This is a genomic window from Synergistetes bacterium HGW-Synergistetes-1 (assembly GCA_002839185.1).
Classification (GTDB): domain Bacteria; phylum Synergistota; class Synergistia; order Synergistales; family Synergistaceae; genus Caenicola.
Window position 1 is genome coordinate 1 of record PGXO01000012.1, and the last position, 15916, is coordinate 15916.

General features: G+C 46.9%; 15 protein-coding genes. 3 read left to right on the forward strand and 12 right to left on the reverse strand.

Going from position 1 to position 15916, the window contains the following annotated elements; all coding sequences use genetic code 11:
* Nucleotides 1–512: 512 nt before the first annotated feature.
* The 6 genes from recA to CVV54_09640 all read right to left on the reverse strand — a co-directional run bounded on the left by recA (nt 513) and on the right by CVV54_09640 (nt 5551).
* Nucleotides 513–1649 carry a recombinase RecA gene (gene recA, locus CVV54_09615; protein ID PKL03605.1) on the reverse strand — a complete coding sequence of 379 codons (1137 nt, stop codon included), beginning with the start codon at nt 1647–1649 and terminating at the stop codon, nt 513–515.
* A 61-nt stretch (nt 1650–1710) separates the two neighbouring features.
* Nucleotides 1711–2286 (reverse strand): RNA 2',3'-cyclic phosphodiesterase, encoded by a 576-nt coding sequence (locus CVV54_09620; GenBank protein PKL03606.1) that lies wholly within the window; start codon nt 2284–2286, stop codon nt 1711–1713.
* 13 nt (nt 2287–2299) lie between these two features.
* Nucleotides 2300–2782: a damage-inducible protein CinA gene (locus CVV54_09625; protein PKL03607.1), complete on the reverse strand. Its 483-nt coding sequence runs from the start codon at nt 2780–2782 to the stop codon at nt 2300–2302.
* A complete protein-coding gene (locus CVV54_09630; protein PKL03608.1) occupies nt 2779–3267 on the reverse strand; it encodes a phosphatidylglycerophosphatase A in 489 nt (162 codons plus the stop codon). Before CVV54_09630 ends, CVV54_09625 begins: the two co-directional genes overlap by 4 nt.
* Complete coding sequence (gene rimO / locus CVV54_09635) at nt 3267–4559, reverse strand: 30S ribosomal protein S12 methylthiotransferase RimO (GenBank protein ID PKL03609.1); 1293 nt, start codon at nt 4557–4559, stop codon at nt 3267–3269. Before rimO ends, CVV54_09630 begins: the two co-directional genes overlap by 1 nt.
* Entirely contained in the window at nt 4556–5551 is a 996-nt protein-coding gene (locus CVV54_09640; protein PKL03610.1) for an asparaginase, read from the reverse strand. The genes rimO and CVV54_09640 overlap by 4 nt, the downstream gene beginning before the upstream one ends.
* Before the next feature lie 306 nt (nt 5552–5857).
* Between CVV54_09640 and CVV54_09645 the strand changes: the two genes are divergently transcribed.
* The 3 genes from CVV54_09645 (at nt 5858) to CVV54_09655 (ending at nt 8631) form a co-directional block, all read left to right on the forward strand.
* Nucleotides 5858–6472, forward strand: coding sequence for a DedA family protein (locus CVV54_09645; protein ID PKL03651.1), 615 nt, complete (start codon nt 5858–5860; stop codon nt 6470–6472).
* Between the two features lie 35 nt (nt 6473–6507).
* Complete coding sequence (locus tag CVV54_09650) at nt 6508–7419, forward strand: cobalt transporter (protein ID PKL03611.1); 912 nt, start codon at nt 6508–6510, stop codon at nt 7417–7419.
* A gap of 84 nt (nt 7420–7503) precedes the next feature.
* A complete protein-coding gene (locus CVV54_09655) occupies nt 7504–8631 on the forward strand; it encodes a peptide methionine sulfoxide reductase (protein ID PKL03612.1) in 1128 nt (375 codons plus the stop codon).
* 102 nt (nt 8632–8733) lie between these two features.
* Here CVV54_09655 and CVV54_09660 read toward each other — a convergent pair whose 3' ends face one another.
* The 6 genes from CVV54_09660 to CVV54_09685 all read right to left on the reverse strand — a co-directional run bounded on the left by CVV54_09660 (nt 8734) and on the right by CVV54_09685 (nt 15915).
* On the reverse strand, nt 8734–10020 hold the full coding sequence (locus tag CVV54_09660; protein ID PKL03613.1) for an AAA family ATPase: 1287 nt from the start codon (nt 10018–10020) through the stop codon (nt 8734–8736).
* The gene (typA, locus tag CVV54_09665) at nt 10021–11916 is read right to left on the reverse strand and encodes a translational GTPase TypA (protein ID PKL03652.1); all 1896 of its coding nucleotides are present in this window, start codon (nt 11914–11916) and stop codon (nt 10021–10023) included.
* Between the two features lie 167 nt (nt 11917–12083).
* Complete coding sequence (locus CVV54_09670; protein ID PKL03614.1) at nt 12084–12737, reverse strand: hypothetical protein; 654 nt, start codon at nt 12735–12737, stop codon at nt 12084–12086.
* A gap of 67 nt (nt 12738–12804) precedes the next feature.
* On the reverse strand, nt 12805–13797 hold the full coding sequence (locus tag CVV54_09675; protein ID PKL03615.1) for an ornithine cyclodeaminase family protein: 993 nt from the start codon (nt 13795–13797) through the stop codon (nt 12805–12807).
* A 101-nt stretch (nt 13798–13898) separates the two neighbouring features.
* Nucleotides 13899–14762: a hypothetical protein gene (locus tag CVV54_09680; GenBank protein PKL03616.1), complete on the reverse strand. Its 864-nt coding sequence runs from the start codon at nt 14760–14762 to the stop codon at nt 13899–13901.
* 130 nt (nt 14763–14892) lie between these two features.
* Nucleotides 14893–15915 (reverse strand): D-glycerate dehydrogenase, encoded by a 1023-nt coding sequence (locus tag CVV54_09685; GenBank protein PKL03617.1) that lies wholly within the window; start codon nt 15913–15915, stop codon nt 14893–14895.
* Between the last annotated feature and the right edge of the window lies 1 nt (nt 15916).

The window sequence follows — 15916 nt, forward strand, 5'->3', positions numbered from 1 at the left end:
CCTGAGCCAGGATCAAACTCTCCGTTTGATTCTGGTGTGCTTTCCATATATCAATTCTGTTAGGTCTTGATATACGTCTCAGTGCTGGCTTACTTCTATTTTCTCTTCTCGGCTTTTATCCGCTGATCCATTATTATTTCACAGCGTTTACATGCCACGGATATGATCCGTAAACCTTATCCGTACTTTTGCTTTTCCCTCTATTCAACTGTCATGGTGCGGACTCAGCCGACCTACGCCGGAGAGTGCAAGAGGTATTCTATAGATGATTGTCATTACTGTCAACAAATACAATAGGGCTTTTATGTTACCTAACGTAGACCAAAAGTATATAAAGCCATACATATAATTATTTATATTATTTATTGTTGTGTTTAGCCCTTACATATCTTTCAATTAAATATAAATCTGGGTGTTCAGCTCTCGCCGAAACACCCAGATTTATATTGTTAGATTATTTTTCAGTGAATGTACTTAGTAGTCAATAGCAGAGTTAATATCGATACTTTCGTTTATTCGTCCTCTGTAATATCGAGCTTCAATACGCCTTCTTCGAGGAGTGCTTCCACAGAGTCTTCGATACTTCCCGGAACTGCGTCTTCATCTTCTGCGACAGGTTCAGCCAGCAGGCCAAGACCCTCCGCAACCTTATGCAGGACATCCTTTGTTATTTCTTCCATTAGTTCTGGATGCTCATCAAGGTATGATGCGACCCCCTCTTTGCCCTGTCCGAGAGTTTCACCTTTGTAGGCAAGCCATGAACCTTTTCTTTTGACCACTTCCCTGTCGATAGCCATGTCAAGTACCGACATCGCCTTGGGAACTCCTTTGCCGTATATGAGGGTAGTGTGAGCTGTACGGAATGGAGGAGCCTGTTTGTTTTTGACGACCTTGATCCAAAGTTCATGGCCTATGACAGTTTCTCCCTGGGTGACCTGCTTGCCCCTTTTTACCTCTATCCTTACCGAGCTATAGAACTTGAGTGCCCTTCCGCCTGTTGTAGTTTCTGTAGGGCCTGCTCCATAGCCTGTGCTTATCTGAGCACGCAGCTGATTTATAAATATAACGGTCGTGTTGCTTTTTGAAATTGCCGCGGTAAGGCGCCTTAGTGCATATGACATGAGCCTTGCATGAAGGCCCATCTGGTTGCTGCCCTCTCCCATTTTTCCGTCGATCTCGGCCTGTGGGGTCAAAGCTGCCACAGAGTCTATGACTACAACGTCAAACGCACCGCTTCTGACAAGGGTGTCAAGTATGTAGAAAGCCTGCTCGCCGCTGTCCGGCTGAGACATGTAGAGGTTTGCGGTATCAACTCCGAGAGAGGATGCAAGACGGGGGTCAAGTGCATGTTCAGCATCAATAAAGGCCGCAAGTCCGCCCGTTTTCTGCGCCTCCGCAAGGATGTGAAGAGCGATCGTCGTTTTACCGCCGCCCTCTGGGCCGAATATCTCAACAACACGCCCGCGAGGGATACCGCCGATGCCAAGAGCAACATCAAGAGGAAGGATCCCGCTCGGGATCACTTCTGCAACTCGTTGAACTTCATCGCCCAACCTCATTATCGCTCCGTCGCCGAACTTGCTTCTTATTTCGATCAACGCCTGCTCGAGTATGTCTTCTCTGGTTACCGAATCTTTCTTTTTGGCCATTCGATTGCCTCCCCGTATCTATTTGGCGCTATTTGATTACAAATACATTATATACAGTATGTCATATTTTGAAAAGACCCAGCGGCGTATACCTCGGTCCCATTGGAGAAAGCTCACTTCTCATAAGAATTATCTCTCTGACTGTCCATGGCTCAGTAACCAGTGCCTCGCTCTCCATTGAGGATAAGATCTTTTCGGGAAGAGGGAGGTTGGAATTCCTGCGGCCGACCGTTATGTGAGGCGTGTATTTTTTGTTTTCCTTCGGTATAGATGCTTTCAGGGCAGCTTTTTCAACTTCGTTCCTTATTGCCTGAAGATGTTCTGTGTCTTCCCTGATACCTGCCCAGGCTACTCTCGGCCTGACCAGGTCCGGAAATCCCCCGATCCCTTCAATATTAATTTCGAATGGACCTGTTGGCCTGATGTTTTTTAAATTCTCCAAAAGCATGTCAACTGTCTCGGATGGCCTTTCACCGCAGAATTTAAGAGTTATGTGCATAGTTTCAGGGTACGCCCACCTGAACTCGTGCGATTCACGTCTTCTCGCAGAAAGCCAGTCTGATAGTACCTTTAACTGGGGTTTAGGAATAGTTATACAGACAAAAGTCCTCAGGAGAACTCCCGAAAAAGATGGTATTCACCCTACCATGTCACTGCACCCTTTCCAATAGGGCTGTAAGGGCTGTTTCTACTGCAGAATTCCGTATGAGCGCCCTTTCCCCGCTGAATTGTTTTTTAAATGTATATGTGGCTTCGTTATAAGATATCCCGAACCAGACTGTTCCTACAGGTTTTTCTTTGCTTCCTCCGTCAGGTCCTGCGATCCCTGTTACACTAAGAGCTATTTCAGACTTGAATATCTTCCTTGCTCCTTCAGCCATTTTTTCTGCACACTGGGAGCTCACCGCACCATGATCATTTATTATCCCGGGATCGACCCCAAGGATATCGATCTTTGCTTCGTTGCTGTACGTTACAGCTGAACCAAGAAAGACCTTCGAGGCTCCGGGAACATCAGTTACCGATCCGGCTATCATTCCGCCTGTGCATGACTCAGCAAGTGAGATGGTCATATTGCGCGAAGCTGCTTCTTCTATCAGTCTTTCTGCAAGAAGGCCTGTATCCATTGTCATCTCCCGACAAAACCAAGGATCGTTTCCATCCCGCCCTTAAAGAAGATCCATGTCAATCCCCTGAGAAGCAGGTTGGCGATCACGCCCCCTAAGATATCATCTGCCATTATGCCTACCCCGCCGGGCAGCCTTTCCATCTCCCTTACAGGAAATGGTTTTGTTATGTCGATTATCCTGAAGAGAAAAAGTCCGACGATAGCGTACGTAGGCTCAAAACCCCAGCATGCTGTCCAGCATCCTACGACTTCATCGATCACAACTTCCGGCGGATCCTCCCTTTTAACAGCTTTCTCATATTTATCAGCAGCTATCGTTCCTATAACAGCTACGGCTGCGATCACCCAAAGAGGCAGTCCGCCAAAAGCTATCCATATTAAACACGCTGCCATGGATCCCAGTGTTCCCGGCATCTTGCTGAACCTGCCAAGAGTACCCAGGGTTGATATCATCCCATACCAGGTTTTCATTTCAGGAATAAGTACCATTATCTCAACTCTTCTCCAACCATATCGTGAGGCATTGCCTCCGTCATTATTACTTTAACAATTTCGCCCGCTTTGACCTTTTCACTGATGTTCCTTATTTCTATCAGGCCGTCCACTTCTGGTGCTTCCCGGAAACTTCTTCCCTCGGCAAAAGAGGCTTCCCTGTCTATCCTCTCGATAAGAACATCCATTACTCTGCCTTCAAAGAGCAACTGCCTTTCCATAGAGATCTCTTCCTGCAGGGCCATCAGTTTATTGAGACGTTTTTGCTTTACGGGCTCTGGGACCTGATGATCCATCTTTTCTGCCTCTGTGCCCTCTTCAGGAAAAAAGGCAAATGCTCCCATCCTGTCAAAGCGTGTTTTAGAGACGAAATCCAGCAGATTATCAAAATGAGCCTTTTTCTCTCCGGGAAAGCCTACCATACATGTTGTGCGAAGGGCGAAATCTTCGTTTATGCTTCTTGCAGCTGAAAATATCGACCCAAGCTCATCCGGCGATATTTTCCTGTTCATTGCAGAGAGGATATTTGGATCAGCGTGCTGTATCGGTATGTCAAGGTATGGAAGGACCTGTTTCCCGGAAGCGACCCTCTCAAGGAGCTTCTTCGTGATCCGGCTTGGGTGAAGGTAGAGGAGCCTGATCCATATGTTTTTCGGCAGTGCGCTTTCCAGCTCATCAATGAGATCGATGAGAGAATCTTTCCCATATAAGTCGGTACCGTAGACCGTCAGATCCTGGCCCACCACGCACAGCTCCACGGCTCCCTCTTTCACAAGCTGATCGGCCTCACTGATAAGGGTCTCCATGGAAAGGCTTCTAAGTCCACCCCTGATACCCGGTATCGCGCAGTATGTGCATTTATTGTCACAGCCCTCGCTTATTTTCAGATATCTAGTAAATTTAGAAGACGATGGGAGGGAAGTTCTGCACCTGCTATTCACGGGGACTCCTCCCATGTTCTTTATAACGGAAGACCAATCCTCGCTCCTTGCCCAGAAATCAACGGATGGCATCTCTTTGATCAGATCATCTGAATATCTGTTTACAAGGCATCCAACGACACCTATCTTTTTTAATTTTCCCTCGTTTTTAAGCTGTTCCAGATCCAAGATCGCCGCGATGCTCTCTTCGGATGCGGGCTGTATAAATCCGCATGTGTTTACTATCCCGACATCAGCAGACTCAACATCATCGACCAATATATGACCGGCACGCTGGAGTTCTCCTGCCAGACACTCACTGTCGACCCTATTTTTTGCACATCCGAGACTCAGGCAATATACCTTCATTTATAAAGAAGCTTTGAATCTTCGCTGACAGCCTGATTTAACATATATAGGCTGAGCCCCTGTTCGGTGAGTCCCGCTGCTAATCCAAGCGCCATTTTTATTCTCGCCTGGTAAGGATTCAGCTTTCCACCGGACATTACGCCCATCTCGAGCAGTTTCATAAAGCATCCTTCAAAATAGTTAGCTTTGGCAACGTGTCCTTGAAAACATCTTGAAACCACTGCTACGGGTATTCTTTTTCTGAGTATGTTCCTGATATGAGGGACCCATGAAGGAGGGACGTTCCCCGTACCAAACCCTGCAAGGACCAGGCCCTGGATCTCTTTATTCGAAGCCAGGGAGGATATTATCCTTTCCCCGCCTCCCAGTGATGCATATACAAGCTCAACTGCTGCAGGAGTTTCAGGCTTTCTTGCAAGAAAACCCGGTCTTCTTACACTGCGGATGAACTTGACCTCATCATTCAGCATTTTCCCGAGGGAACCTTTTTCCGGTGACTGAAATATGTTCTCAGGACTCGTAGGATCCACCATGACCACTTCCGAGGCTGCAAAGAGTTCACCGCTTGAACAGACCAGAACTCCTTTGTCCCTTGCCTGTTCAGAAAGGGCTGCATTAACAGAGCACCTGAGATTCATCAGTCCCTCTTTAAGACCTGCTCGCCCCTGTACCATCAGGTTGGCAAATATTACAGGCTGCGGATGCTGCCAGAGAAGGTCTGTAAGATATGCCATCTCCTCCATTACTCCGCTTCCCGAGATCACAATTATGCCTGTATAGCCGTCTGAGACCAGCGTTTCAAACATATTCTCCATTTCTGCTGTCAACTTCATGGAGTAATGGTTGCTGGGCTGGCAGCTCCACTCGATCAGCTGGCAGCAATCTACTATGTCCTCCGGCAGATAATTTAAAAGCGAGCACGGATCAGCGTTTTCTTCATCTCCTGAAAAATTGCCGGCGATCACCAAAGCAAGCTTTGTCTTGGATTCCAAATCGATTCCTCCATCCTAAATGCTGAGAGCATACTACCATGCTCTCAACGTGCATTTTATCTCAAAGTCAGGCACGTTACAAACGAAATTATATTCCTCCCGGCTGCGATAAGTTACCGGAGCCTCGTGAGAATAAAATTTCTGTAGACTTTTGGTCTTTTTCAGTTTATCTTACTATGGGTGCGGGTATGCATGCGCATCATTATAATTTATCAAGAACATGCCGCTTACTATAAAGAGGAGTCCGGCATGGATATGATCAACTGGAGGAAATGAGATTTGGAAGCTTTATCAGGACTGTCAGCGATGTTTTCTTCACTTGTCAACTGGCTGGTTGAAGTTATTGGACACATGGGTTACCCGGGGATCATCGGACTTATGTTTCTTGAATCTTCTTTTTTTCCATTCCCAAGTGAGGTCGTAGTACCTCCGGCAGGTTATCTTGCGTGGAAAGGCGAGATGAACCTTTTGCTCGTTATTCTTTCCGGCATCGCGGGAAGTATCCTTGGAGGCATCTTCAATTACTGGATAGCAGTAAAGTGGGGAAGACCGATCTTTGAGAAGTATGGGAAATACTTTTTTGTAACACATGAATCACTTGACAAAGCAGAGATCTTTTTCGCAAAACATGGACACATAAGCACATTTACAGGCAGACTGATCCCTGTCATAAGACAGTATATATCGCTTCCCGCAGGGCTCGCGAGAATGCCTATGGGACAGTTTTGTCTTTATACAGCACTGGGTTCAGGGATATGGGTGGTAATACTGGCACTCACCGGCTACTTCCTGGGAAGCAATCAGGAGCTGATCCACCAGGAGATCAAGAAAATTTCTATTTTACTGATAATAGCATGTGTAATTTTGACAACGGTCTACATCTGGAGATACAGAAAAAAAGAACAGGCTAAGAAAGACTGATAATAGTAGCTGCTCCTCAAGAGGAGGGTCATACTTTGTATTATTCGATAGGCAAAAAGCTTATGAAGATAGCAGAGGGGAGCGATGTTCCCCAGCCATTTATCGCTGTGGTGCGGTCTGATGAATTAAACGAGAAGGATCTGCCGCCGGGGTTCAATGACTCAAGTATGCCGCGCTATCCAAAACCTCGCTTCTGCAAAGCGGAAGTCCACGAGGACATGCTTTCGGGAACTCTCTCTGTTCCTGAAAACAAAATGCTTGGGAAACATTCCGGATTTTCATATTACATAAGGAGCAACGGAGTAGTATTTGGAGACGATTCAGGGTTAGTTTCGTCCATCCTCGAAAAGATCGAGAAGACTTCAACATGGCGTGAGCCTTCTATCGGCCACTTTTTCTACGCTTTTATGGAGACGCTAGTTGAAGATGACCTCAGATACATTGAAAGTATAGAGGACCGGCTCGCAAAGCTCGAGGCATCCGTACTATCGGACAAACTTGAAGGCTTCATGTACAGCATCGTGGGGATAAGAAAAGAGATCCTGGCCCGTTCGCATTATTACTCACAGCTCTCCGATGTTGCACTGGAGCTTCTTGAGAATGATAATGAGATATTTGATGATCCTTCTCTGAGACTGCTGAAACATTTTTCTGACAGGGCCCACAGGCTGCGCCAGGAAACTCAGATGCTGCGCGAATATTCCCTCCAGATAAGCGACGCCTACCAGACGCAGATCGACATCCGTCAGAATGTTGTTATGAAAGTGCTGACAGTAGTAACTGCAATATTCCTTCCCCTAACGCTCATTGCCGGCTGGTACGGAATGAATTTTGACTATATGCCTGAACTTCGTTGGGATTACGGATACCTTTATGTATTCATCTTAAGTATCATGGTCGTCATAGGATGCCTTTGGATCTTTAAAAGAAAGAAATTTCTTAAGTGAGCAAACCCTCATCAAAGAGACATCCGAAAAGGGCATAATACCCTTAGAGCAGCATCCGGACAGTCTTATGAAAGAGGTGACTGAATGAAGAAAATCTTATTTTCGATCATCCTTTTTACATTTATGGCACTGGCAGTATTTCAGCCGTTGGTAAGGATATGCGCCGAAGCTGCAGCAAGTTCCTCAACTGCAGTGAAAACGACAAAGGGGGGTGGTAGGATGACGTTCGCTTTTAAAGATGAGACTTACATCAGTGAAAAAGGAACTGCGGTGATCTATCTCGCCGGAGGGTGCTTCTGGGGACTTGAAAAAATGATGCAGTCGATCCCTGGAGTCGTAAGGGCAACAAGCGGATACGCCAACGGCGACGCCTCTATAAAGCCCGAATACAGAGAAGTATGTTCAGGGAGGACAGGTTATCGCGAAACTGTGCGTGTCGAATACAAAGAAGATAAGATCAGCCTTGACGCCATACTCTTTGCCTTCTTCGGGGCAATAGATCCGACAGTTAAAAACAGGCAGGGCAATGATATAGGAAGCCAGTACCAGAGCGGGATCTATTTTACAGATGAAAATTCCGCAAAGGCAGTCGAACACGTAGTAAAGGTCGAAAAGATGCGCCATAAAAACTTCGCAGTTGAGATAAAACCGCTGGAGTCATTTTATGATGCGGAAGAGTACCACCAGGATTACCTTGACAAAAATCCTGGAGGATACTGCCATATCACTCCCGCTGAGATGAAAATTGTTGAAGATATGACAGTCGACCCTGCCAAATACAGAAGGCCAGAAGATGAAGAAATAAAAAAGAGGCTTTCGAAAGAGGCCTATATGGTAGCAGTTGAGTCCGGCACGGAACCATCCTTCAACAACGAGTTCTGGGACCACAAAGAAAAGGGTATCTACGTAGATGCAGTAACCGGCGAGCCGCTATTTTCTTCAAAAGACAAGTTTGAAAGTCCGTGCGGCTGGCCTGCATTTTCAAAGCCCATCGACCCCAACACAATAGTCTATTTGAACGATAATTCTTTCGGGATGAGAAGGACAGAGGTAAGGAGCAGAGCAGGAAACTCGCATCTGGGGCATGTCTTCCACGGAGACCCTCACTCCCCAAACGGCACCCGTTTCTGCATAAACAGCCTTTCCCTCAGGTTCATCCCATTTAGCGAGATGGAGAAAAGGGGTTACGGCTACCTGACCCAGTACGTTTAGTGATATCACCGTTTATTAACGACCTAAAAAAAAGAGTCCCGGAAAGATAACTCCGTGACTCTTTTTTGATTTTAATAAAAGCTCTTTCGCTCAGGCAACAAACTATTCTTTTCTTCCAGCCATGAACTCTACGAACTGCCTTGCCGCCCTGCCTGAAAAACCTCCATGTTTGAGTTCCCACTGGACGGCTCCCAGTACCAGTTCCTCTTCTGAAGCATCTACCTCATATTCTTTTGCCAGGATCCTTACAATATTGAGATACTCTTCCTGCTCCGGTGAGAAATATCTGATCATGAGGCCAAACCTGTCGACCAGGGACATCCGCTCCTGGATCGTCTCGGATTCGTGCATGTCCTCATACTTGTCTTCCCTGTCAGCCCAGGTCTCTTTCATCAGGTGGCGTCTGTTGGATGTAGCATATATGAGGATGTTGTCAGGTCTTTTTTCAAGGCCTCCCTCTATGAAAGCCTTGAGGAACTTGTACTCGACCTCGAAATGCTCAAAAGAGAGATCATCCATAAAAATAACAAACTTGTAGTTTCTGTTTTTTATGAGATCTACGATAGTCTCAAGGTCTTCGATCTGGTGTTTGTACACCTCGACCATCCTGAGTCCTTTCGGGGCAAACTCATTCAGAAGCGCTTTGACGGTGGAAGATTTTCCTGTGCCGCTCTCCCCGTAAAGCAGGACATTGTTTGCAGGCCTGCCTTCAAGGAATGCTGCTGTATTATCGACAACTATCTTTTTCTGCTCTTCATACCCGACAAGCCCTTCGAGAGATATTTCTTCAGTGTGTGTTACAGGGATCAATTCCCCTCTTTTGCCGTCCCACCTGAAAGCCTTGTTGAGGGCAAACTGTCCTGAGCCGTGTTTATAATGGAACTCCAAAATCTTTTTGTAAAAATCATCTGTATCCGCAGACTTCCTGAGTGCATCGGCAAATTCGCGGACAATATGTCCGGATGACCTGTCAAGCGCACCGTTTTCCAGCTTAAGCGGCTTATAATCCCCGTACCTTCCAAAAGCGGAAACTTCGAGGTCTTCATCAATGAGGTTCAGATCGAAATTAAAATAGAAACGGATAGTCTCAATATCCTCTTTTACGAGCCTGGAGAGAGTTCCGGAGAGCTCTTTCCTGCGTTCCTGAGCAAGCGAGAAAGTGGTCTCGAACTTTGCAAAAAGCATGGTTATCCATGACTGCCAGATATTGCCGTTTATTCCCATCATCTCAGCAGCCTCTGCCATGCGGCATACAGATTCACAGTACCAGGAGATAGTCTCTTGCTTGTAACTTTCGTCGATCTGACCGGCACTTTTGATCAGTCCGGATATGCATGCAAAGACCTCGTCTTTTTCAAGTTCCCTGAGGGCCATAAGTTCCTGTTTCATTTACTCTTCCTCGTCAGATTCCACCACTCCGGCTCTAGCTCTTGCTTTTTTTCGTTCATCCGAGTTGAGGATCATCTTACGGATCCTCACGTTGAGGGGCGTAACTTCGACAAGCTCGTCATCGCTTATCCATTCAAGCGCTGTATCTATTGTCATTATTCTCGGGACATCAAGGACCGTTATCATATCTTTCGTAGCTGATCTGTGGTTGGTCTGCTGTTTTCTCTTACTTGGGTTGCAGGGCATGTCCTTGTTTCTCGAGCTCTCTCCTACGACCTGTCCGTTATAAACAGGCTCTCCGGGCTTAACGAAAAGCGTTCCGCGTTCCTGCAGATTATCGAGGGCGTAGCTCGTAGTCGTCCCGCTGTCCATGCTCACAAGGGAGCCTCTGCTTCTTGATGCTATGTCTCCTACCCATTCGCCGTAACCAACGAATCTTGAAGCCAGTATCCCGAGGCCTCTTGTATCTGTAAGAAACTCTCCTCTGTAGCCTATAAGACCTCTTGTCGGTATCCGGAAAGAAAGCCGGAGCACTCCGGTGCCGCCGTTTTCCATGTTCTTCAGCTCACCTTTGCGCTGAGCCAGTTTCTGTATCACGACGCCCTGATATTCCTCCGGAACGTCTACGATGACTTCCTCCATTGGTTCCAGCATTTTGCCTCTGGCATCGTGCTGGACTATGACTTCAGGTCTTGATACACATATTTCAGAACCTTCCCTGCGCATCTCCTCGATCAGAATGCCAAGATGAAGTTCACCTCTGCCTGAGACCTTAACTCCATCGGGACGGCCGATATCATCCATGCGGAGCGCAGGATCTGTTTTTGTCTCACGTTCAATTCTGGCCTTTAGCTGCCTCAGGGTTATAGCGTTTCCGTCCTGACCGGCAAATGGGCTCGTGTTGACAAGGAAGAACATTGAAACTGTAGGTTCTTCAATATCCAGCGGGTGCATCACATGTCCGGAAAGTTCAGGCGAGTTGATCGTGTCACCGAGGTCTATATTCTCCGGTCCTGTAAACCAAACAATATCCCCGGCTCCGACAGCATCAACTTCTGTCCTGATAAGGCCGTTGGTCACATAAAGGTGGGTACAGGATGAAGTATCAGTAGAAACTATCTCCCAATCGGTTTGATCGTAATCTTTCCATCTTGTATGTGTCCTGACAATTTTGTCTCCCCTATGCAGAGTGCCCTGAAGGATCCTTCCGCACCCTATCCTTCCAAGATATTCGCTCCATGAAAGAGTGCATATTTGCATGAGGAAGGGCTTGTCCATCTCAGCCTGGGGCGCTGGGACTTTATCTATTATTGTTCTGAAAAGGTCGTCCATTCCAGCCTTGGTGTTATCTTCCCTTTTGTCGAGATCGTCAACGAACCAGCTCTGAAGACCTGAGCCATAGAGGACCGCAAAATCGCACTGTTCCTCCGTTGCTCCAAGTTCTATAAAAAGATCGAAAGTTTTATCAAGAGCGCCGTTTGGATCTGCATTCGGTCTGTCTACCTTATTTACGATCACGATGGGATTTAGTCCCAGTCTGAGAGCTCTCATGAGAACATATCTTGTTTGGGGCATCGGTCCCTCGTTCGCGTCCACAAGGAGGAGAACAGAATCTACCATTGAAAGGACTCTTTCAACCTCCCCAGAAAAATCCGCATGCCCGGGAGTATCAACAATGTTTATCTTGTAGCCGCCCCATTCGACTGTGCAGTGCTTGGCCTTTATAGTTATGCCCCGCTCGCGCTCAAGCGTTCCCGCATCCATGACACGTTCTTCCACTACCTGATTATCCCTGAAAAGCCTCGCCGATTTAAATATACCGTCGATAAGGGTGGTCTTGCCATGGTCGATATGGGCTATAATGGCTATGTTTCTGATCTTTGATGAGTCCTGCATTGTTTTTGTTCCCTTCATCTGCAGATTACCGCTAAACGGCACAGATATTTTCAAAATTTAGATATATCGATATTTGACAAACGAGAATTATATCATTATATACGTATTCAAGTCAAAAAATATAGCCGCCATAAAGGCGGCCAAAACAGAATATATCGTTTTATTTATCAGTCCTGGCCGTCCCTTACCGACCTTAGATCAGCATAAAGGGTGTATCGGCTTCTTCCCATCTCCTTGGCAAGGCTTTCGATAGATCCCTTAAGTTTGAAAAAACCAAGACTGTCCATAAATTTAATACACTGTTTTCTCTCTTCGCTGTTTAAAAAATTCAGCGGTTTGCCAAATTTCTTTCTGGCTTTTTCGATAAGGGATTCATGGCCTTTGATCCCGCTGAACTTTTCTGTTTTAACACTTTCAAAAGAGAGCGGGATCGTCCTCATCATAAAATCGCCCATGTCTTTCAGAATGCTCGCCTTTGTCATGTCAAAATTAATGCAGAGAAAGCCAACCAGTTTATCCTCTTCATCTTTTATGAGTGCCACGCCTGAACGCATAGGTCTCCCATTCCCCGCTTCGGATGGGTAGTTGGCGATATAGTCAACCTCAATGGATCTGGGGTCTGACATAAGGAATTTTCCGAAGTCCGTCATAGGTGCGTTTACATCCCTGCCGGTAAGGTTGCCGTTTACAAGGGCAACTATGGATGTGTCGCCGTCAGAAACATCATGAAGAACTATTTCATAGTCACTTCCCAGCATTTTACCGAGAAGCTCCACGACAGGTATGAAGGGAAGAAGGACAGGATGGACTTTTTTTAACATATACTCGCCTCACAAAAAACTGACGGGAGAACATCATTGATCATCTCCCGTCAGCAAAAGTTTATTGCTAGAGTTTGATAACAGTACCTACTCCTGCTTCAGATGCCTTTTTAACGACCTCTGCTGCAGCTACTATATCAAGTGTTGCAAAACCGACCGTCTTCATGATCGTGATTTCGTCTTTGGAGCGGCGGCCCTCGGCTTTGCCCAGGATCAGTTCGCCAAGCTCTCCGGCGATCGAATCAGAAGAGAAGAGACCTTCTTTCATGGGAATGATAAAATCTCCCGCTTCCGAAAGGACTGCTTCACGGTTATCTACAAAGATCCTGCCGGCACGGCGGATAAGCTCTGCAGGCAGCTCCCTCTTGTCTGGGGTGTACGAGCCAACTCCGTTTATATGGCATCCGGGCTTGATGTCCTCATTGGAGAAGACCGGGGTTGCTGACGTAGTGACTGTTGTTATGATGTCTGCATCGGTTACAGCTGCCTTCGAAGAAGCCGCTTCGACAAGCTTAACCCCAAAACGGTCTGCAAGCGGCTGGTTCTTTTCAACGAAGGCCGCAGCACGTCCGGGAAGCGCATCAAATATCCTTATCTCCTCAAGTTCCCTGACTGTCATAAGTGCCTCCAGCTGGGCAGGTCCCTGGCCGCCTGTTCCAAAAAGGGCCGCGATCCTGCTGTTCGGGTTAGAGAGGAGTTCTGTTGCTGCGCCTGAGATCGCCGCTGTTCTGATCTGAGTGAGTGTTGTGCCTTCAATTATTGCGGTAACGAGTCCTGTTGTGCCGTCTATAAGCGCTACTGTAGCCGGAACGACGGGGATACCCTTTTCAGCGTTTGCAGGGAAATAGGATACCAGCTTCACCCCTGCCATATTGAGTTCTCCCCCTACATAAGCAGGCATGAACATACACTGCCCGGCCTTTGATTCTGTCTCGAGGTTTATGCGGAGGGGAACAATAGCCTTACCCTTCGTATGGAGGACAAAGGCCCTTTTATCTGCCTCTATCGCATCTCTCATAGTAAACACAGAAAGAATATCTTCTCTCGATAAAAGTAACATCTGTGGCACTCCTTTCTTGGTCGCTTCAGTCTTTTCAAATTCTTTGGATATTATACTTCATTGAAAAGACTATTGGTTTGTAGCTAACTGACGATCATATTTTATTTTTTTGTGAACGCAGCGCGCAGCAGATCAAGGCCTGCTATCAGGATGACCGCTGCAACTACCCACTGGAGCATGCTGGTATCAAGACTCTTGACGATAAATACCGCAGCGAGGACTCCGAGTATGCCGAAGATACTGCTGAAGAGAGTTATCTTTCTGGCATACTGACCGAGACGTACGAATTCCATACCGCCGACCGGAACAGAGAATGTGCATGCGCCCATCATTACAGGGAAAGCAATAGCCGGGTTGAGTCCAAGTGCGTAAACTGTCGCCATCGTAGGAGCGTAAGAACCGACTCCGACGTTGTTAAGTGCACCGTAGACCAACAGAAGCACCATGCCGAGTGCAAGTTTCCCGCCGGTCAGGCCTGTAGCCTCACCGCCCGAGGGCAACAGTCCGAACTTGCCTGCAACCACGAAGAATGACGCGAGCACAAGTCCGACTCCCATGAACATCCTTATGTGTTTTACCGGCATCTTTACAACAAAACGCGGACCAAAATAAGCGCCTATCATCTGTGAGACTATCAGGAGCACAAGGGTCATCTGATCAACGTCAATTGATGATATGTAAGCAAGGGCCATGACAGCTACCGGTATTGCGCACTGTGTATTGAGCGTTCCTGGAAGCTTTGCGTCATCAACAAGCTTTCTTGCACGGTAAAGGACAGTTGAAAGCGCGAAATCGGAAATACCGAAAGTCGAAAAGAAGAAACAGACTGCTCCCCAGACTGCAAGGAGTATATTGTTTCCCGGTTCTGCCCATGCTTCCTTTTTGTGTTTCATGAAATCTGTAAAGAATCGGAATGCGAAAAGCCCATTGACCAGAACTATTAACAACAGCAGAATTTTGACCATACTTACCAGCCTCCAATTTAATGTGATTTAATTCACTTTGAAAATGATAACATTTCATACACTTTTTTGTCAACTATACAATTTTTTATATTTTATGGCAGAGAAATAAAAAATCACCGCCCATATAATGTCAGCGGTGATTTTCTTGCACTTGTGAAATGTCTTTGGTTCTTATTCGTTTCAAAACTTCGGGATTCACAAGATTTGGCGGGACTCTTCCCTCAAGAGCTTCGATCAGGTTCGTAGCGGCAAGCCGCGCCATCCCCTCCCTGGATCTTTGGGTGGCACTCCCTATGTGAGGCATCATCACAACGTTCTCTAGCTTGAGCAGCGGTTCATCCATAGGAACAGGCTCTTTCTCATATACATCAAGGCCCGCTCCGCAGATCCAACCCTCCGAGCATGCACGGAAGAGGGCTTTCTGGTTAACGACAGCTCCCCTGGCAGTGTTTATGAGCACCGCATCTTTTTTCATCATACGAAGCTCTCTTTCTCCTATGAGCCCTGCCGTCTCATTTGTCAGGGCGCAGTTGAGAGATACAAAATCGCTTCTTTTAAGGAGATCTTCCAAAGTTACGTATTCAGCACAGAGTTTTTCTTCATATTCCGTTTTGCGTGTCCTGCACGTGTATATGATCTTCATTCCAAAGGCCAGCGCTCTTTTTGCGACAGCCCGGCCTATTTCCCCGAATCCTACGATCCCAAGAACGGAACATGAAAGGTCTTTACCGACAAACTGGTTTGGAGACCAATGGGCCCAGCCGCCCTCCCTCATTATCCTCTCGTTCTCCATCGCCTTTCGGGCAGACATAAGCATGAGCATCATCGCCGTGTCAGCTGTTGCATCCGTAAGCACCCCGGGAGTGTTGGTCACCATTATCCCAAATTCGGTCGCAGCCTTTATGTCAACGTTGTCATATCCGACAGAATAGAGGCTTGCGATTTTCAGCTTCACTGCCTTTTCAAAAAAATCCCTGTCCATATGAATGCCCATCGTCATTATCAGGCCATCGGCCAGGGGAATATCTCTTAACACGGTCTCGGGATCCGGCTTGCCGTCGATGCTCCAGAGCTTGTGATCGACCTTCCCTTCCAACAGTGACATTCCGGTATCCTGTATTAGCTGGGTCAGAAATACTTTAGGTTTTGACATC